Origin of the sequence: Spiroplasma turonicum (assembly GCF_001262715.1) — a bacterium.
Lineage (GTDB): Bacteria > Bacillota_I > Bacilli_A > Mycoplasmatales > Mycoplasmataceae > Spiroplasma_A > Spiroplasma_A turonicum.
In genome coordinates, this window is the sequence record NZ_CP012328.1 from 1,159,967 (window position 1) to 1,185,068 (window position 25,102).

Annotated in this window: 35 protein-coding genes, 1 pseudogene and 1 riboswitch; all 36 genes and pseudogenes read right to left on the reverse strand. The window is 29.0% G+C overall.

The features are described 5' to 3' along the window. Position 1 precedes the first annotated feature (1 nt). The 36 genes and pseudogenes from STURON_RS05110 to rpsJ all read right to left on the reverse strand — a co-directional run bounded on the left by STURON_RS05110 (position 2) and on the right by rpsJ (position 24,975). Complete coding sequence (locus tag STURON_RS05110) at positions 2-3,667, reverse strand: phosphoribosylformylglycinamidine synthase (RefSeq protein WP_075048797.1); 3,666 nt, start codon at positions 3,665-3,667, stop codon at positions 2-4. Beyond that, entirely contained in the window at positions 3,660-4,742 is a 1,083-nt protein-coding gene (locus STURON_RS05115) for an ATP-grasp domain-containing protein (protein ID WP_075048798.1), read from the reverse strand. Before STURON_RS05115 ends, STURON_RS05110 begins: the two co-directional genes overlap by 8 nt. Before the next feature lies 1 nt (position 4,743). Beyond that, complete coding sequence (purE, locus tag STURON_RS05120; RefSeq protein ID WP_075048929.1) at positions 4,744-5,223, reverse strand: 5-(carboxyamino)imidazole ribonucleotide mutase; 480 nt, start codon at positions 5,221-5,223, stop codon at positions 4,744-4,746. Positions 5,224-5,281: 58 nt separating this feature from the next. After that, positions 5,282-5,379, reverse strand: a riboswitch (purine riboswitch). A 224-nt stretch (positions 5,380-5,603) separates the two neighbouring features. After that, the gene (gene truA / locus STURON_RS05125) at positions 5,604-6,350 is read right to left on the reverse strand and encodes a tRNA pseudouridine(38-40) synthase TruA (protein ID WP_075048799.1); all 747 of its coding nucleotides are present in this window, start codon (positions 6,348-6,350) and stop codon (positions 5,604-5,606) included. Between the two features lies 1 nt (position 6,351). After that, positions 6,352-7,248 carry an energy-coupling factor transporter transmembrane component T family protein gene (locus tag STURON_RS05130; protein WP_075048800.1) on the reverse strand — a complete coding sequence of 299 codons (897 nt, stop codon included), beginning with the start codon at positions 7,246-7,248 and terminating at the stop codon, positions 6,352-6,354. A gap of 3 nt (positions 7,249-7,251) precedes the next feature. After that, positions 7,252-8,157 (reverse strand): energy-coupling factor transporter ATPase, encoded by a 906-nt coding sequence (locus STURON_RS05135; RefSeq protein WP_075048930.1) that lies wholly within the window; start codon positions 8,155-8,157, stop codon positions 7,252-7,254. Between the two features lie 290 nt (positions 8,158-8,447). After that, positions 8,448-9,650, reverse strand: coding sequence for an energy-coupling factor transporter ATPase (locus STURON_RS05140; RefSeq protein WP_082236211.1), 1,203 nt, complete (start codon positions 9,648-9,650; stop codon positions 8,448-8,450). Between the two features lie 120 nt (positions 9,651-9,770). Further along, positions 9,771-10,130: a 50S ribosomal protein L17 gene (gene rplQ / locus STURON_RS05145; RefSeq protein ID WP_075048801.1), complete on the reverse strand. Its 360-nt coding sequence runs from the start codon at positions 10,128-10,130 to the stop codon at positions 9,771-9,773. A 15-nt stretch (positions 10,131-10,145) separates the two neighbouring features. After that, positions 10,146-11,102, reverse strand: a complete 957-nt coding sequence (locus tag STURON_RS05150; RefSeq protein ID WP_075048802.1) for a DNA-directed RNA polymerase subunit alpha — start codon at positions 11,100-11,102, stop codon at positions 10,146-10,148. A 3-nt stretch (positions 11,103-11,105) separates the two neighbouring features. Then, a complete protein-coding gene (rpsK, locus tag STURON_RS05155) occupies positions 11,106-11,498 on the reverse strand; it encodes a 30S ribosomal protein S11 (protein ID WP_075048803.1) in 393 nt (130 codons plus the stop codon). 16 nt (positions 11,499-11,514) lie between these two features. Beyond that, complete coding sequence (gene rpsM, locus STURON_RS05160) at positions 11,515-11,880, reverse strand: 30S ribosomal protein S13 (RefSeq protein WP_075048804.1); 366 nt, start codon at positions 11,878-11,880, stop codon at positions 11,515-11,517. 35 nt (positions 11,881-11,915) lie between these two features. After that, a complete protein-coding gene (rpmJ, locus tag STURON_RS05165; RefSeq protein WP_075048805.1) occupies positions 11,916-12,029 on the reverse strand; it encodes a 50S ribosomal protein L36 in 114 nt (37 codons plus the stop codon). Between the two features lie 39 nt (positions 12,030-12,068). Beyond that, a complete protein-coding gene (gene infA / locus STURON_RS05170; RefSeq protein ID WP_075048806.1) occupies positions 12,069-12,296 on the reverse strand; it encodes a translation initiation factor IF-1 in 228 nt (75 codons plus the stop codon). A gap of 15 nt (positions 12,297-12,311) precedes the next feature. Next, the gene (map, locus tag STURON_RS05175; RefSeq protein ID WP_075048807.1) at positions 12,312-13,067 is read right to left on the reverse strand and encodes a type I methionyl aminopeptidase; all 756 of its coding nucleotides are present in this window, start codon (positions 13,065-13,067) and stop codon (positions 12,312-12,314) included. Further along, positions 13,068-13,703 (reverse strand): adenylate kinase, encoded by a 636-nt coding sequence (locus STURON_RS05180; protein ID WP_075048808.1) that lies wholly within the window; start codon positions 13,701-13,703, stop codon positions 13,068-13,070. A gap of 17 nt (positions 13,704-13,720) precedes the next feature. After that, entirely contained in the window at positions 13,721-15,163 is a 1,443-nt protein-coding gene (secY, locus tag STURON_RS05185; protein WP_082236212.1) for a preprotein translocase subunit SecY, read from the reverse strand. After that, positions 15,164-15,601, reverse strand: coding sequence for a 50S ribosomal protein L15 (rplO, locus tag STURON_RS05190; RefSeq protein ID WP_075048809.1), 438 nt, complete (start codon positions 15,599-15,601; stop codon positions 15,164-15,166). It abuts the gene before it with no gap. 16 nt (positions 15,602-15,617) lie between these two features. Continuing rightward, entirely contained in the window at positions 15,618-16,280 is a 663-nt protein-coding gene (gene rpsE, locus STURON_RS05195; RefSeq protein WP_075048810.1) for a 30S ribosomal protein S5, read from the reverse strand. A gap of 15 nt (positions 16,281-16,295) precedes the next feature. Continuing rightward, positions 16,296-16,646, reverse strand: coding sequence for a 50S ribosomal protein L18 (gene rplR / locus STURON_RS05200; RefSeq protein WP_075048811.1), 351 nt, complete (start codon positions 16,644-16,646; stop codon positions 16,296-16,298). 22 nt (positions 16,647-16,668) lie between these two features. Continuing rightward, complete coding sequence (rplF, locus tag STURON_RS05205) at positions 16,669-17,211, reverse strand: 50S ribosomal protein L6 (protein WP_075048812.1); 543 nt, start codon at positions 17,209-17,211, stop codon at positions 16,669-16,671. Positions 17,212-17,226: 15 nt separating this feature from the next. After that, the gene (gene rpsH, locus STURON_RS05210) at positions 17,227-17,616 is read right to left on the reverse strand and encodes a 30S ribosomal protein S8 (protein WP_075048813.1); all 390 of its coding nucleotides are present in this window, start codon (positions 17,614-17,616) and stop codon (positions 17,227-17,229) included. A 20-nt stretch (positions 17,617-17,636) separates the two neighbouring features. Further along, complete coding sequence (locus tag STURON_RS05215; RefSeq protein WP_075048814.1) at positions 17,637-17,822, reverse strand: type Z 30S ribosomal protein S14; 186 nt, start codon at positions 17,820-17,822, stop codon at positions 17,637-17,639. Positions 17,823-17,837: 15 nt separating this feature from the next. Next, positions 17,838-18,395, reverse strand: coding sequence for a 50S ribosomal protein L5 (gene rplE, locus STURON_RS05220; protein WP_075048815.1), 558 nt, complete (start codon positions 18,393-18,395; stop codon positions 17,838-17,840). Between the two features lie 17 nt (positions 18,396-18,412). Then, positions 18,413-18,730 carry a 50S ribosomal protein L24 gene (gene rplX, locus STURON_RS05225; protein WP_075048816.1) on the reverse strand — a complete coding sequence of 106 codons (318 nt, stop codon included), beginning with the start codon at positions 18,728-18,730 and terminating at the stop codon, positions 18,413-18,415. A gap of 11 nt (positions 18,731-18,741) precedes the next feature. After that, positions 18,742-19,110, reverse strand: a complete 369-nt coding sequence (gene rplN / locus STURON_RS05230) for a 50S ribosomal protein L14 (RefSeq protein ID WP_075048817.1) — start codon at positions 19,108-19,110, stop codon at positions 18,742-18,744. A gap of 12 nt (positions 19,111-19,122) precedes the next feature. Continuing rightward, positions 19,123-19,380 carry a 30S ribosomal protein S17 gene (gene rpsQ, locus STURON_RS05235; protein ID WP_075048818.1) on the reverse strand — a complete coding sequence of 86 codons (258 nt, stop codon included), beginning with the start codon at positions 19,378-19,380 and terminating at the stop codon, positions 19,123-19,125. A 512-nt stretch (positions 19,381-19,892) separates the two neighbouring features. Further along, positions 19,893-20,327, reverse strand: a pseudogene (rpmC, locus tag STURON_RS06025) (50S ribosomal protein L29); the annotation flags it as partial. Further along, positions 20,327-20,740 carry a 50S ribosomal protein L16 gene (rplP, locus tag STURON_RS05245; protein WP_075048820.1) on the reverse strand — a complete coding sequence of 138 codons (414 nt, stop codon included), beginning with the start codon at positions 20,738-20,740 and terminating at the stop codon, positions 20,327-20,329. The gene rplP and the pseudogene rpmC, both read right to left, overlap by 1 nt. Before the next feature lie 6 nt (positions 20,741-20,746). Beyond that, complete coding sequence (rpsC, locus tag STURON_RS05250; RefSeq protein WP_075048821.1) at positions 20,747-21,457, reverse strand: 30S ribosomal protein S3; 711 nt, start codon at positions 21,455-21,457, stop codon at positions 20,747-20,749. Positions 21,458-21,472: 15 nt separating this feature from the next. Continuing rightward, complete coding sequence (gene rplV / locus STURON_RS05255) at positions 21,473-21,808, reverse strand: 50S ribosomal protein L22 (protein WP_075048822.1); 336 nt, start codon at positions 21,806-21,808, stop codon at positions 21,473-21,475. 19 nt (positions 21,809-21,827) lie between these two features. After that, positions 21,828-22,097 (reverse strand): 30S ribosomal protein S19, encoded by a 270-nt coding sequence (rpsS, locus tag STURON_RS05260; protein WP_075048823.1) that lies wholly within the window; start codon positions 22,095-22,097, stop codon positions 21,828-21,830. A gap of 13 nt (positions 22,098-22,110) precedes the next feature. Next, entirely contained in the window at positions 22,111-22,953 is an 843-nt protein-coding gene (rplB, locus tag STURON_RS05265) for a 50S ribosomal protein L2 (protein ID WP_075048824.1), read from the reverse strand. A 47-nt stretch (positions 22,954-23,000) separates the two neighbouring features. Next, positions 23,001-23,285 carry a 50S ribosomal protein L23 gene (rplW, locus tag STURON_RS05270; RefSeq protein WP_075048825.1) on the reverse strand — a complete coding sequence of 95 codons (285 nt, stop codon included), beginning with the start codon at positions 23,283-23,285 and terminating at the stop codon, positions 23,001-23,003. Continuing rightward, positions 23,285-23,911: a 50S ribosomal protein L4 gene (gene rplD, locus STURON_RS05275; RefSeq protein WP_075048826.1), complete on the reverse strand. Its 627-nt coding sequence runs from the start codon at positions 23,909-23,911 to the stop codon at positions 23,285-23,287. Before rplD ends, rplW begins: the two co-directional genes overlap by 1 nt. A gap of 17 nt (positions 23,912-23,928) precedes the next feature. Continuing rightward, positions 23,929-24,621 (reverse strand): 50S ribosomal protein L3, encoded by a 693-nt coding sequence (gene rplC / locus STURON_RS05280; protein ID WP_075048827.1) that lies wholly within the window; start codon positions 24,619-24,621, stop codon positions 23,929-23,931. A gap of 45 nt (positions 24,622-24,666) precedes the next feature. After that, complete coding sequence (gene rpsJ, locus STURON_RS05285) at positions 24,667-24,975, reverse strand: 30S ribosomal protein S10 (RefSeq protein ID WP_075048828.1); 309 nt, start codon at positions 24,973-24,975, stop codon at positions 24,667-24,669. Positions 24,976-25,102 lie beyond the last annotated feature (127 nt).

Here is a 25,102-nt window from a genome sequence, read left to right on the forward strand (position 1 = left end):
ATTATAATTCTCCTTTTTTATTTTTTAAAAAATAATTTATTGCACTACTAAATATATCTTGGTTCTTATCTCCATAAATATTTTTACAAATATAGTCACCCTTTCTTTCGCTGTGACCCATTTTTCCTAAAATTAGTCCACATTTAGAAACGATTCCTTCAATATTGTAATAAGAGCCATTAGGGTTGTTATGATTATCTAAATATTCAAAAACTATTTGATCATTTTTTACTAACTCATTGTATCCTTCTTCATCAATAACAAATCTTCCTTCACCATGTGAGATTGGTATATTATTTAACTGATTTAATTTCAAATCTTGTGTTCAAGGATTGTTTACACTTACTGTTTTACAAGTAACATATTTTGAGACATGTCTATTAACGTTATTTTTTATTAACGATGGATCGGTTTGCAATAAGTCTTGAGGTTCGCTGTTTGTTAATAAACCCGATTTAATTAATGCTTGGAAACCATTACAGATACCTAAAATTAATTTTTTATCATTTAAGAATTTTTTTATAGCATTTTTAACAGTTTCATTTTTTAATACATTTGCTATATACTTACCGCTTCCATCAGGTTCATCTCCTAAACTGAACCCCCCTGGTATTACAAAGATATGAGACTCAATTATTTTTTTTGCCAATAGTTCAATTGATTCATTAATTAATTTGTTATTTAAATTATTGAATATAAACTCTTCACAAATAACATTTGTATGTTTAAAAGCTTTTCTTATATCGTACTCACAGTTTGTTCCTGGAAATATTACAACAAGTACTTTTATTAAATTTAAGTCTAATGGATAATACTTCTTTTCTTTTTGATTATTATTAATAGTTGTTATATTTTTTTCAGGATAAGCATCATTTGAATCATAATATATTTTCTTTATAGGACTTAAATAATTATTTTTAATTATTTCTTTATCAAAAACTTTTTCATTATAAATATAGCTTTTATGTACTTTTCCTAACCTAATTAAATTTTTATTCTCTAAATCAAATGGACTTTCGATAACAATTGACCCATATGATTTTTCAAATATATTAATGTCTGTTTGGATATTAAATCCTAAATCATTACCTAAACTCATTTTTATAAGAGCTTCGTATAGACCACCTTGCTGAATAGCGAAAGCTGATACAACTTTCTTTTCTTTAATTAATATTTCAACATCATTAAATATTTGTTTTATTTGTTCAAAATCTGGTAAACCATTTAATAAGTTATGTTTAAAATAATAAATATTGTTGTTCTCTTTTTTAAAATCTGTGGAAATTATATTTTGAACTTTGGAAGTAGATAGGGCAAATGATACTAGAGTTGGTGGTACATTTAATGTTTTGTATGTTCCACTCATGCTATCTTTTCCACCTATTGCAGGTATGTTAAGTTCTTTTTGAACAAGTAATGCACCTAGTAATACCAAAATAGGTTTACCTCATTTACATTTATTTTTTTCTAACTTTTCAAAATATTCTTGTAAGGTAAGTTTTGAACTATTAAAACTTCCTCCGGCTGCAACAACTTTTGCTAAGCTTTCAATAATTGCAAGCATTGAACCTAAATATACATTTCTTTCAAATAAATATGGATCATATCCATAACTCATTATTGTACAAATATTTTTATTTTCTTTTATTGGAATGATTTGACAGCTTACTTGTGTTTCTGATAACTGATATAAACCACCATAGGGAGCAAGTACAGTTGTTGAACCTATTGAAAAATCAAACATTTCTATCATTGGTTTTTGTGACATAATATTTAATTCTGAGACTTTATTATAGAACTTTTCATTACTAAAAATCTCATTCTCATTTAAAATATTTTTTTCTATTAAATATTCATTTGAAACTTCTGCATCAATTATATTTTTAATGCCTCCTGAGTTTATGAAGTCTCTATTTAGATCGACGCTTATTTCATCTTTATATCATACAGTAAATTTGTTTTTATTTGTTATTTCTCCAATTTTAACTGCAATAAGATTCTCTTTTAATGCTTCATTGATAAATGTGTCCATATCTTTTGGACTTATTACTGCAACCATTCTTTCTTGAGATTCAGATAATAATATTTCTTTACCTGATAATCCTTTATATTTTAGATGGACATTATCTAATCAAAGTTCAACTCCATCAGATAATTCACCAGCACCAACACCAATACCACCAGCACCTAAGTCGTTTGCTTTTTTTATAAGTATAGAAACATTTGGTTTTGAAAATAATCTTTGTAGTTTTCTTTCTTCAACAGGATTTCCTTTTTGAACCTCACTATAAGAATTTTTTAATGATTCTTCATTTTGATTTTTAGAAGAGCCGGTTGCTCCACCAATACCATCTTTACCAGTTGCTCCACCAACTAAAATTATTATGTCTTTATTTTTTGGTGTTTCTCTTCTTATATTCTCGATTTTAGTTACACCAACTACCGCTCCAATTTCTAATCTCTTTGCTTTATAACCTTCATGATATATTTCTTTTACTAAAGTTGTGGGTACACCAATTTGATTTCCATAACTTGAAAAGCCCTCTGCAGATACTTTTGATATTTTTTGTTGAGGTAATTTATTTGCTAAGGTATTTTTTATATCCTCAAGAATATTCCCAGAGCCAGTAACTCTTAAACCTTGATAAACATAAGCACGTCCTGAAAGAGGATCTCTTATTGCTCCACCAAGACAAGTTGCCGCCCCACCATAAGGTTCTATTTCTGTTGGATGATTGTGAGTTTCATTTTTAAATTGGACTATGCATTTTGTTTTTTCTAAATCTACATAAATTGATGATGCATTTATTTCTTCTGACAATTCTAAATCTTCAATTTTATTTTCACTAATTAATTTTTTTATATAACAAGTAGCTATATTCATTAATGTTAGTTGTTTTTTAATATTATTTTTATAGTAATAATCTAAAATGCCTTTTATGCTTTCTAAGTAAATATTACCTTTAATGTTTTGCAAATTAATATTATTAATTAATGTTTCAAATGTTTTATGCCTACAGTGATCACTTCAATATGTATCAAGCAAATGTAGTTCGACGTCATTAATAACTTTGTTATTTTTAATAGATCATTCAACAATAAAGTTAAAATCTTCTATACTCATTGCTAAATTATTTTTGTTATATATAGTTTCTAAATTAGTATTTTGCAATTCATTAAAATTATAAAAAGTGGTTTCACTTTTTGTTAAATTAAATTCTTTATGCTTAGAAAACAAATCATATTCATAACATTCGATTGGATTAATAATATAATTTTTTATTTGAACTAATGTATCGTAATCAAGATTGTTCTCAAAAACATAAAGCTTAAAATGTTTAAGTAAAACTTTTCTAGATAATAGTAAGTTAGAACAATCCATTGCACTTTCTTCTCTTGGATTATATTGGCTATCTAAAACTTTAACAGCAAAGAATTTTTTACTCTCGAGATTTACATTATATAAAACTTGATCTGTGTTTGGTTCAGATAAAATGTTTTTTACAATTGTAGTTAGCTCAGTTTCAGACACATCAAATAAATCATAACAATTATAAACTTTTATACTTTTTAAATTTAATAATAAATTTTTATTAATTTCTTCTTTCAAATTGTTGGACTCAACGTCATAGTCTTTTATTTTTTTAGTGTAAACTCTTTTAATCATTTAATTCCTCCAGGTGTTTTGTTACATTGCTGCATATATCAAATAAATTTTTTTTACTTTTACAAACTATATTTATGTGTCCCATCTTGCGATTCTTTTCCGCTTTATCTTTTATGTAGTTATAGATTTTTATTTTTTCATTTTTATAAGACAAATTTATTTCATCGCCTAGTAAGTTAATCATTATAGTGTTATATAAAAGTTTTGGTTTAATTATTTTATTTGATGTAATTGCGAGAATATGATTTCTAAATTGACTTACATTGCAACCATCAATTGTGTAATGACCTGTGTTGTGTACTCTTGGTGCCATTTCATTGAAATACAATTTTTTATTTTTGACAAAAAACTCAAACGCTACTGTTCCAATAATATTTTCATTAATCATTATCTTTTTAATTTTTCTTTTTACACTTCTTAATAGCTTATTATTTTTTTTAACTACAGTTGACTTCCTTAACAATCCATTTTGGTGGACATTAATTGGCATCGGATAAAAATACACTTGATTAAATTTACTTCTTGTTACAATTACACTCGTTTCAAAATCAAAGTTCAAAATTTCTTCTATCAAATATCCAACATTACTATTAGGTATGTTATTTATATCTTCTATATTATTAATTCTAAATTGACCTTTACCATCATATCCTCCTTCATTTAGTTTCACTAAAAAAGGAAGTGGTATAATTTTATTTTCTGCAATGTTCTTAATTTCCTTAATTGATTTTGTAAAAACATAGTTAACTGTTTTTAAATTGTAATTATTTGCAAATTTTTTTTCTTTAATTCTATTTTTAGAGATTTTTAAAAAGTTTATTGGTGGGTATATTTTATTTTTAAAGTCATTTAAAACATTTTCATCAATATTTTCAAACTCGTAAGTTATAAACTCACATTCATTATAAATTTTGTTTATTGAACTTAAATCATTGTAATTGCAATTAATTATTTCACAATCAAGGTCTATGCAACTATTTTTAACTTTAGGTTCTAAAACTATATAATTGAAGTCTGGACTAGACTCTATTAATAATCTTGCTAATTGCCCCCCGCCAATAATACCAACTTTCATTTTAATAAACCTCAGTTTCTATTACAGTTTGGGTTTGTTTATTTATATAAGTTTTTAATTTTTCTTTTAAGTTATTATTATTTAAAGATAAGATTCTAATAGCAAATAATGCTGCATTCTTAGCTCCACTTTCTCCAATTGCCATTGTCGCAACTGGTACACCACCAGGCATTTGAACAATTGACAACAATGAATCAACTCCATTTAAATTAGATGATTTTACAGGGACACCAATTACAGGTAAAGTAGTTAAACTTGCAACCATTCCAGGAAGATGTGCACTGCCACCAGCAGCGGCAATTATAATATCATATTTATCAACTGCAGTTTTTGCAAAGTCAAATAATAATTCAGGAGTTCTGTGTGCTGATACAATATTTAATGTAAAGTCTAGTTCAAATTGTTCTAATATATCTAAACAACCTTCAATGGTTTTCTTATCACTTATTGAACCAATTATAATAGCAATTTTATTTTTCATTTTCACCTTTCTTAAAAAAAAGACTCCTTTACAAAAGGAGTCTATAACAAAAAAATCATAGTTATATGACTCATTTTATAGACAATAATTTTCGGTTATTTGTAGAAACGCTCGACCATATTACAAGCATATATAAAATGATTACAAATTTATTATAACATAACATATTTTATACTAATATAAATATCTTAATCAATTTAAAACAGTAAATAAAAAACTTCCTTATAGGGAAGTTTTTCACGTACTAGCATTTTAATCAACTGATATAAATTAACTTTCCCTTATGAATATCCAAAAAAGTTATTAAATATCAAATAATTATAGTGTACTTAATTACTAGTACTTATTTTATTTTAACTAAATTTTTAATAAAAATATTTTTATTTGTTATTTTTAATTTTTAATAACATTAAACCACATGCTTCAGCCTTATATGGTAGTTTGTTTTTTTTCATATTTAATGTATCAATAATATCTTTTAATGATACTTTATTAAGTGCATGTGCAATTGATGCGCCCATTATCATTCTAATTTGATATCGAATGAAACCTTTAGCTTTAAAAAAAACTTCGATTAAGTTATCATTCATTAATACATTTATATCATCGACTTTTCTAATTGGATTTATTGTTTGTGATTCTAAGTATGTTAAACCTGAAAAATTAATAAAGTTATGTTGGCCAATAAAAATGTTAAGTGCTTCTTTCAATTTATTAAAATCAAAATGATTCTTTTGAATATAACAACTAAATCTATTTGTTAGGATGTCTAAATTATTAAAAGATATTGAATACTTATAAATTTTATATTTACAATTTCGAACTCTATATGATTTTGGGATTGATTCCATTGCTAATATTTTTATACCTATTGGTAAAGTTTTATTTATTGCTTTCAAAAATCCTTCAATATTAGGGTTAAAATTTAATTCAACTCAGACCTTTTGATCTAAGGCATGTACACCAGAATCAGTTTTAGATGCACCTACTAATTTAAAAAGAGAGTTTGGAGCAACCTTGCTTATAGCTGACTCTAACTCCCCTTGAATTGTTTTTTTGTTTTTTTGTTTAACTCATCCACAGAAATCAGTACCATCATATGAAATTGTCATTAAAAAATAAAACATACTAACTTCTTAAGCCTAATATTTGATCAATTCTTGGTAACTGAATTGAATGAAGTGTTGGAATATATGGATAGCAGAATAATGTTATTGCAGCACCCATAACAATCGTAAATATAATTAAATCAATAAATCTAAATTTAACTTGTCTATATCTTGTTCTTTTTGCATGAGGGTCATATCCCCTTGAGTCCATAGCATATGCTAAATCCTCAGCTTTTTGGAAAGCAGATACAAGCAAAGGTATTATAAGTGATGTCATTGCTTTTGCTTTATCTTTAAGTTTACCATTTTTAAAGTCAATTCCTCTTGAAGACTGTGCCTTCATAATTCTACCAGCTTCATCTATTAAAGTTGGTATCATTCTTAATGCAATAGAGATTATTATTGAAAATATATATACTGGAACTTTTATTAGTTTTAAAGGAGATAGTAAATCTTCTATGGCAAGTGTTAATTCTAATGGTTGAGTAGTACCAGTAAGTATTGTAGTTAAAGTAATCATTAAAAATATTCTAACTGTCATATAAATTGCAGAGTATATTGCTTTTTCTGAAAAGTAAAATATCTTTCATTTATATAAATATCCATAATCTTTAAAAGCATATAAACCATCATCACTGTTATTTAAACTTTCTGGTCTAAGCATAAAGATATTAATTAATAAGAGGACTATAAAAATGAACATTATTGGTAAAAATAGTTTTAATAACATTTTAAAATTTAACTTACTAATAAAATACATTAAAAATATTATGCTTCCAGCAAGTACAAATCCTGTAAAACCAATAGGGAAAAATACAACAACAATTAAAGATATAATCATTAACAATTTAAGTCTTGGGTCCATTTTATGTATGACCGAGTTGTAGGACATGTACCTACCAAATACCATTCTCATATTTTACCTCCTGTTTTTACTTTCTTTTATATACATTGCTAACTCTTCAATTGTTCTGAATTTTTTACCAGTAACATCTATTCCTTTATCTTTAAGTTTATGCGCTAATTTATAAAGCTTTGGTGGCTCTATTTCTATTGTTTTTAAGAGTTCAGAGTTTGAAAATACCTCGAATGGGGTACCAACAGATATAACTTTACCTTTATGCATAACTATAACTTCATCTGCAATTTGTAATACGTGATCCATATTGTGAGTTACAATAATGATTCTTTTATTTTTTTCTTTATTTAAATTATAGAAAAGTTTCATAAAGTCTTCTTCACCTTGGGGGTCTAATCCACCTGTTGGTTCATCAAGGACAAGTGTGTTTCCATCCATTGCAATAATTCCAGCTATTGCAACTCTTCGCTTTTGACCACCACTTAAATCAAAAGGACTTCTTTTTGCATAATCTTCTGGTAAATCAACAGTTTTTAATAACTCTGGAACTTTCTTAAAGGATTCTGTCTTATCTGCACCCAAGTTGATAGGTCCAAAAGCAATATCTTTTTCTATAGTGTCTTGAAATAGTTGATATTCTGGAAATTGGAATACAAGTCCAATTTCTCTTCGTAATTCTTTTACCATTTTAATTTTTTTTGTTTTTGCTATTATTGGGAAATTACCAACAACAGTTTTTCCTGTTTCTGTAATTATAAGCCCATTAGTTAACTGAATTAAAGTCGATTTACCACTACCAGTCATACCAATAACAGCAGTAATTTTTCCTTCTTTTATTGTCAGATTAGCGTTATCCAAGGCTTTAAACTCAAAAGGTGTTCCTCAACCATATGTATATGAAACATTTGTAAATTCTATTGGGGCTTTAAAATCATATAAAGTTTGTTTAGCCTTTAAAAGCTTAATTTTGTATTGCTTTTTAGTAATATTTTCTTTGCTTTTATTATCTAAATATCATTTTTTAACTTCAGCAACTCTTTCTTTGACATTTTTTTTGTCTTGTTTAATGAAAGCATTATTTTCTTTGTTATATTCTACAATATTTTTTTTATCTTTTTTAGTAGACAAGATTGTTGCTTTATGAAGTAACTTTCTATTCTTAGTATCTTCTTTTAATTTAAGGTTTAGATTTTTCAAGTGTTCTTTATGTTCAGCTTTTGTTGATTTTTTATTGTTATTTGATTTAACATTTTTATCTATATTTGACATATCTTATCCACCAATTCATCTAAGTTCTCACTTCCTGAAATATCTAAACCTAAATTTTGTAAAGCTTCTTCTACTTGAGCAACAAAAGGAATATCCAAGTGTATAGATCTTAAAAAGTTTTTATCTGAAAGTATTTCCTTAGGCGTACCAAAGCTAACTAATTTCCCTTTATTCATAACCATAACTTTATCAGCATTAAGTATTTCATCCATATCATGTGTAATTGAAAAAATTGTTTTTTCACGTGTTTTTTTTAATTCAACCATAATTTGTTTTACTTCACTTTTACCTTTTGGATCTAGCATACTTGTAGCTTCATCAAATATTAAAATATTTGGTGATAAAGCCAGTGCTGATGCTATTGCAACTCTTTGTTTTTGACCACCACTCAACATTAAAGGTTCATGATCTAAAAAGTTCTCCATATTTACTTTTTTAGCTGCATTAACAATAATGTCATTCATTTTTGATGGTTCAATTCTTCTATTTTCTAAACCAAAAGCAATATCGTCTCTAACAGTCGAACCAATAAATTGGTTGTCTGGGTTTTGAAAAACAATTCCTAAAAATTTTCTAATTATGTTAATATTGCTTTTAGTTACTTTGTTACCATATACTTCAATACTTCCTTGAGTAGGTTCTAAAACACCAATAATAATTTTAGAAAGTGTTGATTTTCCACTTCCATTGTGCCCAATAATTGCAATGTAGTTTCCATGCTCAATTTCAATTGATACATCATCAACTGCAAATGGGTGGTTTTCTCTATACTTAAACTTTATATTTTGTAACTTTAATGCAACATTATTCAATGCTGATAATTCTCCACCAAATCCTCTTTCTTTGACTGCTTCTTTATATCCTTTATAAAGTTTCTTTGCAACTTTGTAATTATTTAATATTTCCTTAAAGTTGCTATCATTTTTATTTACAGAATTATAAAGTTTTTTAGCCTCGTATAAGTTTTGTTGGAATAAATCATTTTTGCAACCTTCGTTAAATTGTTTTTTTGCTTCTTTGTAGTAATTTTCATATTCTTTTACAAAGTCTTTATTTACTTCCCTCTTTGCAAATTTACTTTTTGCAATTATTAATTTTTTACCTGATCTTGTAAGATTATCATTTAAATCATTTAACTTTAGCTTAAAATCATTTAAATCAGACTCTGTTAAAAATTTATATTCAGACATAATAATCTCCTTGTACTTTAAACATTATAACAAATATTTATTTATAAAAAATATAAATTATATATAATCATCTCAAATAATTATATAATAAAAAAAACCACTTTTAAGTGCGGTTTTTTATTATACTAATTCTATGATACACATTGGTGCATTGTCACCACGTCTATTATCTAATTTTAATATTCTGGTGTAACCACCATTTCTTGTTTTAAACTTTTTAGCAAGTTTAGTAAATAACTTTTGAAGTGCATTTTCTTTTTCAGAAACATCAATATGTCTTAATCAAGCAGCTGCTTGTCTTCTAGAATGGACATCACCTTTTTTTGCTAATGTTACCATGTGGTCAAAGTGCCTTCTTAGTTCTTTGGCTCTTGCTTCAGTAATTTCAAGTTTTTCATGAATAATAAGTTCAGTTGTTAGGTTTCTTAATAAAGCTATTTTTCAAGCAGTATTTTTACCTTGTTTTTGAATATATGACATAAAACTTACTCCCTTCTAATCTTGTCTAAATGTTAGTCCTAATTGAACAACTTTATCTTTAATTTCTTTTAATGATTTTCTACCTAAATTTCTAATTTCTTGGATATCATCTTCACTTTTTGAAACTAGGTCACGCAATGTATTGATATTTGCACGTTTTAAACAATTTAAACTTCTTTGAGTAAAGTCTAAGTCTTCAACTATTTTATCAAGTTCTTTTTCGTCTTCTTCACTTGTTGCTCCAATAACTTTGATATCACTTATTTCTTCATTTAAATTAACAAAGAATTCTAAGTGCTCCACTAAGATTTTAGCAGCAGTTGCAACTGCATCACCAACTGAAAGTGTTCCATTGGTTTCAACTTTCATAACAAGTTTTTCAAGATCTACTGACTTACCAATTTTTGTTGTTTCTACATCATATGCAACATTTAAAATTGGTGAATAATTTGAATCTATTGTTATAGCATCTGCAAGTAGCATTTTTTCTTTTTTATTATCTTTAAAGGTTCTGTAACCTCTTGAGTTTTTTGCAAACATGATTAAATTAATGCTTCCACCATCAGCAATAGTACATAATTTTAAATCTTTATTTACAACTTCTACACCTGTTGGTACTTCTATATCACCAGCAGTTAATTCTCCAACAGTTGAAGATTTAAGTTTTAATTCTACAACTTCATCGTCTTCAAATATTTTTGTATCGATTTTTATAGCTAGCTTTTTAATGTTAAGTATTATTCTACTTACATTTTCAACTATACCTTCTATTGATGTAAATTCATGGGCTGCTTTGTCAAGTTTAATTGCATATACAGCAGCACCTGGAGTAGAAGATATCAATGTTCTTCTTAAAGCATTACCTAAAGTAATACCAAAACCTCTTTCTAAAGGTTCTACCTGAAATTCCCCATAGTTTTTACTTTTTTCTTCTTTTAATAATTTAAATTCTGGTCTTGAAAATTGTTTCATTTATTATCCTCTTGGTCTCTTTGGGGGACGTACACCATTATGGGGGATTGGTGTTGTATCTTTAATTGAAGTTATTTCTAATCCTATTCCTTGTAAGCTTCTAACAGCAGCATCTCTACCTGGTCCTGGTCCTTTTACTTCTACTGAAATTGTTTTTACCCCATTTTCAATAGCTCCTTTACCAGCAGCTTCTGCTATAAGTTGTGCAGCATAAGGAGTTGATTTTTTACTTCCTTTAAACCCTATTGCACCAGCACTTGATCAAGCAATAACATTACCTTTTTCATCTGAGATTGTAACGATTGTATTATTGAATGTTGAATGGATGTGGGCAATACCTTTAGCAATATTCTTTTTAACTTTTTTCTTTGCGGTATTTTGTTTTTGTTTTGCCATAGCCTATACTCCTTTTCTATTTTTTCTTATTAGCCACAGTTTTACGTGGGCCTTTTCTTGTACGGGCATTTTGCTTAGTAGATTGACCTCTAACAGGTAATCCTTTTCTATGTCTCATCCCTCTATAACATCCAATTTCCATTAATCTTTTTATGTTTAAAGCAACTTCTCTACGTAAATCTCCTTCTGTTTTAAATTTAGAGATTTCTTGTGAGATTGTTTTAATATTTTGTTCAGATAAATCTTTAACTCTTACATCTTCATTGATTTTTGAGTTTTCTAATACTTTTTGAGATGTTGATAAACCAATTCCATAAATATATGTAAGTGCAATAACAACTCTCTTTTCGTTTGGAATTTCTACACCATTTATACGAGCCATTACTTATTTCCTTTCTAATTTAAAATGTCTTAGGTTTAACCTTGACGTTGCTTATGTTTTGGTTGCTCACAAATAACCATTACACGACTTTTACGTTTTATTACACGACATTTATCGCATATCTTCTTTACAGATGATCTTACTTTCATCTATTTGGACCTCCCATTTCAAAAAATAAGGATTACTTATTATTTAGCATTTTTAAATCTATATGTAATCCTTCCACGTGTGTGATCATAAGGTGAAATTGCTACAGTTACTTTGTCACCTGGTAAAATGCGTATGTAGTTCATACGGATTTTACCAGACACGTGGGCATCAATAACTATTTCATTATCTAACTTCACCTTGAAAGTAGCATTTGGTAATACCTCTAAAACGACTCCATCTACTTCTAAATAATCTTCTTTTGCCATTTAAATTATCTCCTTTTATTTAAATAAAGTTAATACTTCAGGATCGTCTTCTGTTACTAATACAGTATGCTCAAAATGAGCTGTCATACTACCATCTTTAGACAACACTGTTCATTTGTCATCATCTACAATTGTTTTATTCGTACCAACTTGGACCATAGGTTCTATACAGATTGTCATTCCAGGTACTAATCTCATACCTGTATTTTTTATACCAACATTTGGTATAAAAGGATCTTCGTGCATTTCTAATCCAATTCCATGGCCTGAATAACTTGTTGGCAAATGAAAACCATTATCTTCTATAAAATTCTGAACAGTAGCAGAAATGGTTCCGATGCGCACACCGGCTCTTACATGTTCAATTGCCAAGTATAAAGACCTTTCAGTTAGGTCTACTAATTTACTAATTTTTTCATTTGAAGAATCACCACAAATAACAGTAAAAGCACTGTCGCTATGGTATCCTTCATATATGCACCCTGCATCTATTGAAACAATGTCTCCGTTTTTCAGAATTCTATCTTTTGGAATTCCATGAATTAACTGTTCGTTGATTGAGACACATATATGTGCGGGGTAATCATAATAACCTTTAAAGTTGCTAGTGCATCCCTTACTTGTAATAAAATCTATAAATGATTTATCTAACTCTAGACAATTAATACCAGGTTTTATCATTTTTTTTAAATTATGCAGTGCTTCACTTAGTACCTTGCCAGCGTATCTCATTTTTTCAATTTGTTCTTTGTTCTTTATTGTAATTGCCATTTAAATACCTAACGAATCTAAAATATTTTTAAATATTTCATTTGGACTTTTATTATTAGAATCTATTTTTTTTAATCTATTTTTATAAAAATCTATTAGAGGTTTAGTTTGTTCATTATATGTTTGGAGTCTCTGATTTACTTTTTCAAGTACATCATCATCTCTAACCTCTAATGGTGTTTCATCAAAATCACAAATATTTTCAACTTTTGGTTTTCTATTCAATTTATGATAGCTTCTTTTACAAGTTGGACATACCAGTCTATTAATAATTCTTTCAACCAATATTGAATCATCAATATCGAGATAAATTACATAGTCTAATTTTTTGCTATTATTAGCTAGCATTTTATCAAGTTCAACTGCTTGTTCAATGTTTCGTGGATATCCATCAAATATTAGGTTATCAGAATCATTTTCTAAAAATTCTTCAACCATTTTGTTTGTAACTTCATCTGGAACTAATAATCCTTTTATAATAAAATCCTTAGCTCATAAGCCAACCTTTGTTTCTTCACTTATATTTTTTCTAAAAAGGTCACCTGTTGATAGATGTTTAAACCCTTTTTTACTACAAAGAAACTCAGATTGAGTTCCTTTACCACTTCCGGGTGCTCCTAACATTAATATATTCATTTAGCAATACCTCTTAATTATCAAATATGTGAGTTATGTTCTTCAACAGTTTTAGTAAATTTATCATCTTTTTTATCTAAGAATGATTGTTGTATTAATCTACCTTTTAGTTGTTGAACTGTTTGAATTGCGACAGAAATTACTATTATTAGACCTGTTCCACCAATAGCTAAACTACTAGGTAAGCTTGTAAGTTTAGAAATAATATATGGAAGAACAGCAATTCCTGCTAAAAATATTGAACCCAATATACTTAATCTATTTACAGTTCCTTGAATAAATTTCTCTGTATCTTTTCCAGGTTTTATACCTGGGATAAACGTTCCTGATTTTTTAAAATTCTCTGCAATTTTTTCTGGATTTATTTGAACTTGTGCATATAAGAACGTGAATAAAATAGTCAATACACCATATATCCCTATTCCTCATCATGTCCCAAATGATAAATATGATTGTGTAAATAACACAAATCCATTTTGCGGATTATTAGCTCCAATAATTTGAGCTACGGTCATCGGCGTAGAAATAATAGCAGATGCAAATATAACAGGTATAACTCCTGCGTTATTAATTTTTAAAGGTAAGTGTGGCGTATGGTCTTTTGTATCTACTAAACCCGAACCTGTTTGTTGAATAGGAATCTTTCTCTCAGCTTCATTCATTAAAACAACAACAAATATAACTAACAAGAATGAAACAACATAGATTAAGAATTTTAAAATTCCATCGAACAATATTGTTGCATCTTCATTTCCTTTAACTCAAAATTGAAAAGTTGATTTAAAGTTATTAGGCATTTGTGCAACTATTCCAGCAAAAATAATTATTGAAATACCATTACCAATACCTTTAATTGTTATTTGATCAGCTATTCACAGCATTAGAAATGTACCAGCCAACATAACTAATGGTATAAGGATGTAATAGAATCAAGAAGGTCCTGATCCTAGTTCACTTGTTCCTCATTTTGCACTAATTAAACCTTGACTTGATAAAGTAAATATAGTTGCAGTTGACTGCATTAAAGCAAATGGTATTGTAAGCACTTTTGTTAATCTATCTAATTTTCTTCTTCCTCTTTCACCTGATTTATTTCATCTTGTTAAAACTGGAATAACATCAGTTGATAATAACTGCACAATAATTGAAGCAGTAATATATGGTGAAACCCCTAAGGCAATTATTGAAAATTGCCCAATTGATCCACCACCTAAAGTTGATAGTAATTGGAAGAATTCTTGGTTTCCAATACTACTTTGAAAATTAGAACTTATACTTACACCTGGAACAGTTAATAAAGTTCCTGCTCTAATAAGTACTAAAACCAATAAAGTAAAAACGATTCGTTTAATTAGGTCTTTGTTACGAATAAAGAAATTACCCTTAGCGAATTCGTTTTTATTTTTTAATGATTTGGTTTTTTTTACTTTTGCTTTAGTTTTGTTAGCTTTTAATGCCACCTAAATCACCTCTATTGTGCCCCCGGCACTTTTTATTGCCTCTTCGGCACTTTTTGATACTTTGTTTACTTTTAAAACAATACCTTTAGATATTTTACCATTACCTAGAACTTTAACTAGGGTTTTTTCATTTTTTATTACTTTTTTTTCTAATAATGTCTTATGATTTACTTCTTTTAAATCAAGATTTTCAATCATATCAAGATTAATAATTTTATATTCTTTTCTATTTAAACTAGTAAAACCAACTTTAGGAATTCTTCTGAATAAAGGAGTTTGTCCCCCTTCAAAACCTGGTCTTACTCCTCCACCTGAACGTGAATTTTGCCCTTTGTGACCTCTTGTTGATGTTTTACCTTTACCAGAAGCATTACCTCTACCAACACGTGTTGCTTTTTTCTTGCTTCCTTCAGTATATTTTAATTCGTGTAATTTCATAAAATATCTCCTTTAATTAATTAGCCTTACTTGCTAATTGTTTTTTATCATCAACTTGTTTTCCACGCAATCTTGCAATTTGTTCAGGGGTTTGCATAACTTTTAAACCTTCTAATGTAGCACGTATCATGTTAATTGGTGAGTTTGATCCTAATGATTTAGTATAAATGTCTGAAATTCCTGCTAATTCAACAACTGCACGAACAGGTCCACCAGCAATAACACCAGTACCTTTTCTAGCAGGTTTAATCATAATTCTACCTGCTCCAAAGTGACCGATTGTATCATGAGGAACTGTTGTGTCTTGCAATGGTACTCTTATTAAAGCTTTTTTAGCTTCTTTAATTGCCTTTTTAATTGCATCAGGCACTTCATTTGCCTTACCAGTTCCTAAACCAACTCTACCTTTTTTATCACCAATAACGACAACTGCAGCAAATCTAAATCTTCTACCACCTTTTGTAACTTTAGTTACACGGTTAATTGCAACAACTCTTTCTTCAAAAGGATTATCTTCTTTTCTGAATCTGTTATTATCTCTTTTAAATCTGTCTCCGCCTTGTCTTGGGTTTCTTTTAAAATCTCCACCTTGTTGTTGGTTTCTAGAATTAGAGTCTTTTTTTACTTCTTGGTTAGGTGCAGTTTTATTTTCAACTTCGACTTTTTTTTCTTCTGCCATTTTCACAATCTCCTTTTAGAATTTCATACCATTTTCTTTTGCAGATTCTGCAAAAGCTTTTACTTTACCATGGAATAAGTACCCACCACGATCAAACACTACATTAACGATTTTTTTAGCTTTAGCTTTTTCAGCAATATCTTTACCAACTGCTTTTGCAGCTTCTATATTGCTACCATTTTTTAAACCTAACTTCATAGAAGAAGAGGCTACAATTGTAATACCTTTTGAGTCATCAATAAGTTGAGCATAGAAGAATGAGTTTGATTTGAAAACATTTAATCTTGGTTTTTCGCTTGTTCCAGTTATTTTTTTTCTAACTCTGAAGTGTCTTCTTTTTCTTGCTTCTTGTTTTGTATATTTCATAATATCTCCTTATAACCGGTTATTATTTACCAGCAGCTTTACCTTGTTTTCTAATAATTTTTTCATCCTTGTATTTAACACCTTTACCTTTGTAAGGTTCTGGTTTTCTATATGCTCTTATATCAGCGGCCACTTGTCCCACTAACTGCTTGTTGATACCCATTATTTTTATTTCAGTTGGTTTTGGAATTTCAACTGTAATACCTTGAGGTATTTCATACTCAACAGGGTGTGAAAATCCTAATGATAAGTTAATTTTGTTACCAGCTAGAGCAGCACGATAACCTACTCCAACTATGCTAAGTTCTTTAACAAAACCAGTATGTGTACCAGTTAACATACCCTCTAATATAGAATTTGTAGTACCATGTAATTGTTTTGTATGTTTAATTTCATTTTCTCTTATAGTTTTGATTTGTTGATCTTCAACTATAATTTTGATTAAAGGACTAAAAGTTTGTTTCAATTCTCCTTTTTGACCTTTTATAGTTACAACATTGTTACCTTCAACTTTAACTTCAACTCCATTTGGTATTGGTAATATTCTATTTCCTATACGTGACATAAAATATCTCCTTTTCTATCAGATAAATGCAAGCACTTCTCCACCAATATTTTGTTGGCGTGCTTCTTTATCAGTCATTATACCTTTTGAAGTTGAAACAACAGCAATACCAAGTCCGTTTAAAACGTGAGGAATTTTATGTGCATTTGAGTATACTCTTAATCCTGGTTTTGAGATTCTTTTTAATCCTTTGATAACTCTAACTTTCCCTTTGTATTTTAATGTTATTGTAATACCTTTTTTGAAATCATCAGCAACTGTATAGTCTTCGATGAATCCTTCTTGTTTTAAGATATTCGCAATTTCTAACTTAACTCTGCTTCCTGGAATAAAAACTTCTTTATGAAAACGTTGGTTTGCATTTCTTATTCTAGTAAGCATATCTGCTATTACATCTGTAGTCATATCTTATTATTTTCCTTTCACTATCATGATGCTTTTTTAACACCAGGGATTTGTCCTTCATATGCAAAGTTTCTAAAACATACTCTACATAGATTAAATTTTCTCAAAACAGCATGTGGTCTACCACAGTGGCCACAACGTGTATACTCTCTTACTTTAAATTTTTGAACCTTAGCTTGTTTAGCTTTTAATGATTTTTTTGCCATATTATAACTCCCTCACTACTTAGTGAATGGCATTCCCAATTTTTGAATTAATGAAAATGCATCTTCCTTATTTTTTGCTGTTGTAACTAATGTTATATCCATACCACGAACTTTGCTAATTTTATCATAATCTATTTCTGGAAAGATTATTTGTTCTTTAACACCAAATGTATAATTACCTTGTTTGTCAAAACTATTTTTTGGTACACCTCTAAAGTCTCTAACACGAGGTAATGCCACATTTATAACTTTTTGTAAGAATTCATACATTCTTTTTCCTCTTAAAGTAACTTTTGCTCCAATTGGCATACCTTCACGAAGTTTAAACGCAGCTAATGATTTTTTAGCCTTTGTAACAAGAGGTTTTTGTCCAGTTATTAATGATAACTCATGAACTGCTGCATCAAGTCTTTTTGAATCTTGTACAGCATCTCCAACTCCCATGTTAACTACTATTTTAGTGATTTTAGGAACTTCCATAATTGATTTATATTGTTTTTCCTTAAATAGTTCAGGAACAATCTTATCTTTATATAAAGCTTCTAAACTATTTTTAGTATCATTTTTTGCCATTTTTGATTATCCCCTTCCTATTTAATTTCTGCTCCTGATCTTTTGGCAATTCTTACTTTTTTGCCATCAGTAATTTTATAACCAACCCTTGTTGTGTTACCTTTACTTTTTGGATCTATAAGAGCAACATTAGAAATGTTAACTGGAACTGCAACTTCTTTAATTCCACCTTCTTGATCTGTTTCAGATGGTTTTACGTGTTTAACTCCATTAACACCTTCTACATAAACTTTAGATTTATCTTTTGATAATTTTTTAACTGGTCCAGTTTTACCTTTGTGACTTCCTGAGATAACTTTTACAACGTCACCTTTTAAAATTTTTGATTTATTCATAAAAGAACCTCCTATAAAACTTCTGGAGCAAGTGATGCGATTTTATTAAAACCTGCATCTTTAACTTCTCTTGCTATTGGACCAAAAATACGTGTACCCCTTGGGTTTTTATCATCTCTTATTATAACTGCGGCATTCTCTGAGAATTTGATGTATGTTCCATCATTTCTTCTTAAACCTCTAACAGTTCTAACTATAACAGCTTTAACTACTTGACCTTTTTTAACAGCACCACCTGGTGATGCTGCTTTAACAGTTGCTACAACAATGTCCCCTATATTTGTGAACTTTCTAACACTACCACCTAAATTACGTATTACTAATATTTCTTTTGCTCCAGAGTTATCTGCAACTTTTAATCTTGATTCATTTTGTATCATACTTAACCTCTATTAAATAATTGCTTTCTCTACAACTCTAACAAGTCTAAAGTTTTTAGATTTACTTAATGGTCTTGTTTCCATAATTTCTACTCTATCACCTAAATGAGCTTGTTGAGTTTCGTCATGAGCTTTGTATTTTTTTGAATATTTAACACGTTTCTTATAAATAGGATGGTTTTTATAAGTTTCAACTAGTACAGTAATAGTTTTATCCATTTTATCTGAAACTACTTTACCAACATAGGTTTTTCTAAGATTTCTTTCCATAACTAGTTATCTCCTTTTTTTGTTGTAGTTTTTTTTGGTTTATCGTCACTTGTAGTTTTTGTAGTTGTTTTTTTAGAAGCTAACTTTTTATTTGCTTCAGCTATTTGTTTTTTTGCTTCTTCAGCATTTGAACCAAATGTGTATGTTTTAGCATCTTTTGGCTTTGAAGAAAGCTTTAAATCAATTGCTTCAACATTTTCAGCTTTAACAGTTCCAACTTTAACTGTTTTTGGTTTCACTTCTTTAAAAGCAGCTTTTCCTTTACCAGTACCTTTTGCTTCTGAAGTATCTATTTGATGTAATTCTAAATCTTCTGAAGCTGTTTTAGTTTTAGAAGATGCTTTACCTGTTTTTTTAGCTGCTTCTTTTGTTAAAACAGGTTCAATAACTGCTTCTTCTTTTTTAGTTGCAGATGGTTTTGAACTTGTCTTTTTAACATCAGTAGCAGATGTTTTACTTACATCTTTTTTTGTTGTTGCTTTTTTTTCAGTTGCTTTTTTAACTTCTTTTTCTGATGTTGCTTTTTTAACTTCTTTTTCTTCTGATTCATCTACAGCAGCATTCATAGCTGCTAATATTGCATCTTCAGATAACTGACTTTGTTCTGAACCTGCATTTTGTTCTTGTTGCATTTTTTCTAATAATTCACGTTGTTTTTTACGAACTTCTTTTCCAGCTTTTTCAGCATTCTCAACAGCTTTTGTGTAATCTGGTTTAACAACTATTTTTTCAACCTGTTCTCCAGATTTTTTTCTTTCCCCTAATAACAATTGAATTCTTGCAATATCTTTTTTTAAATCTTTAATTTTGTGAGTTTGTTCTAAGCTACCAATTGCAGCTTGAAACTTAAGTGCAAATAATTCAGCACGACGATCTTCACTTAATTTAATTAAATCTTCAACTTTTTTTGTTTTTAATTCCATTAGGAAATCTGCGCTTTTTGACATTATTCATCACCTCTTTTTACAATTTTGCAAGTAACAGGTAATTTATGCATAGCCAATCTTAATGCTTCACGAGCAACTTCCTCAGAAACTCCTGCTATTTCAAACATAAATTGACCTGTTTTAACTATTGCCACTCATTCTTCTGGTGAACCTTTACCTGAACCCATACGTACTTCTAAAGGTTTTTTAGTTTTTGCCATATGTGGGAATATTCTAATTCAAACTTTACCAAAACGTTTCATATAACGAGTCATAGCAATACGTGCTGATTCTATTTGTCTTGAAGTAATTCATGCCCCTTCAAGTGACATTAAACCATACTCTCCAAAAACTATTGTTTTTCCACCTTTTGCTTTACCTTCATAGCTTACTCTGTGAGGTCTACGATATTTAACTCTTTTAGGCATTAACATAAGTTCTTACCCTCCCTTTGAAACTTTCTTAAACGTTTTTTTCTCTTCGATAACTTTTGAATCTCTATTGTGCATTCCTTTGCCAAGAATTTCTCCATGGTTTATTCAAACTTTTACACCAATTTGTCCGTATGTTGTTCTTGCTTCATACAATGCATAATCAATATCACTTCTAAGAGTTGATAGTGGTACAGAACCTTCTAAATAACCTTCAGTTCTTGCCATATCAACTCCACCAAGTCTTCCTGATACTGCTGTTTTGATACCTTTTGCTCCAGCTTTTAGAGCTTTTCTTATAGCTAATTTTTGAACTGTTCTAAAACTAGCACGGTTTGTTATTTGTTCACCAATAAATTGAGCAACTAATCTTGCATCAACATCAGGATTTTTAATTTCAATTACTTTTACTTTTACAACTGCTTTTTTATCATGAATTGCTTTTTTTACTATTAATACAATATTTTCAACATTTTTTCCTTCTTGACCTAGAACTATAGCTGGACGAGCTGAACGAATAACTAAAGTAATTTCTTTTTTGGTTCTTTCAATTTCGATTTTTGAAACTGCTGCATTTCTAAGTTTTTTAAGAACTGCTTGTCTTATTTTAATATCTTGGTGCAATCATTTTACATACTCTTGTTTTTCTGCATATCAACGATTGTCTCAACTTCTGATAATCCCAATTCTTAAAACATTAGGTGATACTTTTTGTCCCATACTTACAATTCCCTTCTAGTTTTCATCACTAACTACAATAGTTATATGACTAGTTCTTTTTAAAATTTCATAAGCTCTTCCATGTGCTCTTGGTCTAAATCTTTTTAATGTTGGTCCTTCATTTACAAATATTGTTTTTACAAACAATCTATCTGCTTCCATACCATTATTGTTAACAGCATTTGCAACTGCAGAGTTTAATAATTTTAAAACTGGTTCTGATGATCTTTTATCTTGGTTTTGAAGAACTGCGATTGCATTTGCAATCTTTTTATTTCTGATAGAGTCTGCTACTAATCTAACTTTTCTTGGTGATATTCTAATCATTTTTAATTTTGCTATTGCTTCCATATTGAACTCCTCTTAATGATTATTTTTTCTTTTTCTTGTCATCACCATGTCCACCAAACTTACGTGTTGGTGCAAATTCTCCTAGTTTGTGACCTACCATGTCTTCTGTTACATAAACTGAAATGAATTCTTTACCATTGTGTACACTGAATGTATGACCTACAAAACTTGGGAATATTGTTGAACGACGTGATCAAGTTTTAATAGTTTCTTTTTTACCAGTCATTGCATCAACTTTTTTTAATAAATAGTCATCAGCGAATGGACCTTTTTTTAATGATCTTGACATATTATATTCCCTCCTATTTGCTTTCTTTACGTCTTCTTATAATTAATTTTGAAGAAGCTTTTTTATTATCACGTGTTTTCACACCCAAAGCTTTTTTACCTCAAGGTGTTAATGGGGCTTTTCTACCAATTGGAGCTTTTCCTTCCCCTCCACCATGTGGGTGATCATTTGGGTTCATAACAGAACCACGTACTGTTGGTCTTATTCCTCTTCAACGGTTTCTTCCAGCTTTTCCTCAGTTTATTAAGTTATATTCTTCATTTCCAACTTCACCGATTGTTGCAAAACATTCTGCTAATACTTTTCTAACTTCACCTGAACCTAGTTTTAATGTTACGTATTTACCATTTTCATCTTTACCTAAAATTTGTACTTTGCTTCCGGCACTTCTTGCTATTTGTCCACCTTTACCAGGTTTTAATTCAACATTGTGAACCAAAGTTCCCTCAGGTATATTTTTTAGTGGTGCTGCATTACCAAGTTTTATATCTGCATTTAATGATGAGACAACTTCTTGTCCTACTTTCATTCCTTTTGCAAATAAAATGTATCTCTTTTCACCATCTAAGTAACTAACAAGACAAATAAAAGTATTTCTATTTGGGTCGTACTCGATTGTCTTAATCTTTCCTACTACATCTAGTTTATTTCTTTTAAAATCAATTATACGATACTTTCTTTTGTGCCCTCCACCTTTATGGCGAGTTGTAATTTGACCGTGATTATTTCTTCCTGCCTTTTCATTAATTTTTGAAAGCAATGAGCTTTCAGGCTTTGAAGTTGTAAGGATACTATAATCTAAGCTTGTCATATTTCTACGACCGTTAGTCGTTGGCTTATACTTTTTGATTGGCATAATTATCCTCCTTTTATCGCCTAATCTTTATCTAAAAAATAAATTAACTATTCTTCGTTTAAGATATCTAGTTTTTCTCCATCTTTTAAAACGATTATTGCTTTTTTATATGAAGCTGTTTTACCAGCGTATTTTCCCATTCTTTTGTCTTTTCCATCATAATTTAAAGTTCTTACTGACTTAACTTTAACATTAAAAATTTCTTCGAATGTTTTTTTGATTTGTGTTTTGTTTGATCTTTTATCTACAATGAATGTGTATGAATTATTTGAGTGCCCAATGTATGTTTTTTCAGTTAACAAAGGTTTTTTAATTACTTCTGTTATGTGCATTATGCATACACCTCCTCAATTTTGCTAACTGCATCTACTGTTACTAATAATTTAGTTGCATTTAACAAATCAAATAGATTCATTTTTTGGAAATCAAGAGTTTTTACACCTTGAATATTACCAGCAGATCTTACAACAAAATCTTCATGTTCTTTAGTTACAATTAAAGTTTTTTCACTATCAGTTTTTAAATTTTTCATAACCTCTATCATTTCTTTTGTAGATGGTTTTTCAAAACTAAATTTATCTAAAATAATTAAGTTATTTTCTTTTGCTTTTATACTTAAAGCACTTCTTATAGCAAGTCTTCTAATTTTTTTATTAACTGCTTTTTTATAATTAATATTTGGTGTTGGTCCAAAAGCTATTCCCCCACCTCTTCATTGTGGAGCTCTTATTGAACCTTGACGGGCACGACCTGTACCTTTTTGTCTTCAAGGTTTTCTTCCCCCACCGCTAACTTCAGCTCTTGTTTTAGTTTTTCTTGTACCTTGTCTTAAAGCTGCTTGTTGTGAGATAAGTGTGTCATATAAAGCTTGGTTATGAGGTTCAATAGATCAAACATTATCATTTAATGTAATGTCTTTTACTGAAGTTCCTTTAATATCTAATACTTTTGCTTTCATAATTACTTACTCCTTAACTAAGCAGTTTTAGTTTCAACTTCTTTGTTATTATTAGAATTTCTATTTAATAATACAGAAGCTTCAACTGCTTTTTTACCTTTTGCATTTTCTTTAATCACAACAAAACTTTTTCTTGGTCCTGGTACTGAACCTTTAACTAAAACAACATTTTTTTCTACATCTATTTTTATTATTTCTAAATTTTGGATTGTTACTTGTTCATGTCCTAAATGTCCAGCCATTTTTTTAGATTTAAAAATTCTATTTATAATAGCTCCCATTGAACCAATACCACGGTGATAACCTGACCCATGACCCATTGGTCCTCTTGCATAATTATGTCTTTTAATAGCACCCGCAAATCCTTTACCTTTAGATATACCTGTTACATCCACAAATTGACCTGCAGCAAATAATTCTTCAAATTTAACTTGTGAACCGATTTCATATCCGTCCATATCTCGAATTTCCTTAACGAAGCGCTTAGGTTCTGAGTTAATTTTTTTGAATTGACCCATGTCTGGTTTGTTTAATAAGTTAGCTCTTTTATTAACACAAGCAAGTTTAAGTGCTTTGTACCCATCTTTTTCAACTGATTTAGCTTGTAAAACTACATTTGGTTCTACTTCAATAACAGTAACAGGGATAAGCTTACCACTTTCGCTAAAAATTTGTGTCATTTCTAACTTACGTCCTAAGATTCCTTTCATGTTGATATTTCCTCCTGAATTTAAATCATGTATACCTTGCTATAACTATAGTTTTATTTCTATATTTACACCAGTAGGTAATTGAACTCTAGTTAATGAATCCATTGTTTTAGGTGTTGGTTCTACAATTTCAAGTATTCTTTTATGTGTTCTCATTTCGAATTGTTCTCTACTATCTTTATACTTATGAGTAGCTCTTAAAATTGTAATAATTTGCTTTTCTGTTGGTAAAGGTATGGGTCCACGTACTTGTGCTCCAGTTGATTCAGCAACTTCAATAATTTTTGCAATTGACTGGTCAATTATAGCGTGATCATAGCCTTTTATTTTGATTTTTATTTTTTGTTGAGCCATTTTTCCTCCTTTTTATATGACAACTTTTTCTAGTGTGTTGTAATAATGAACACAAAATATACATGCTTTAAGATTATTACATAATAAATAAAGCAATTCAAGTAATTTATACATTCTTTTATAATTT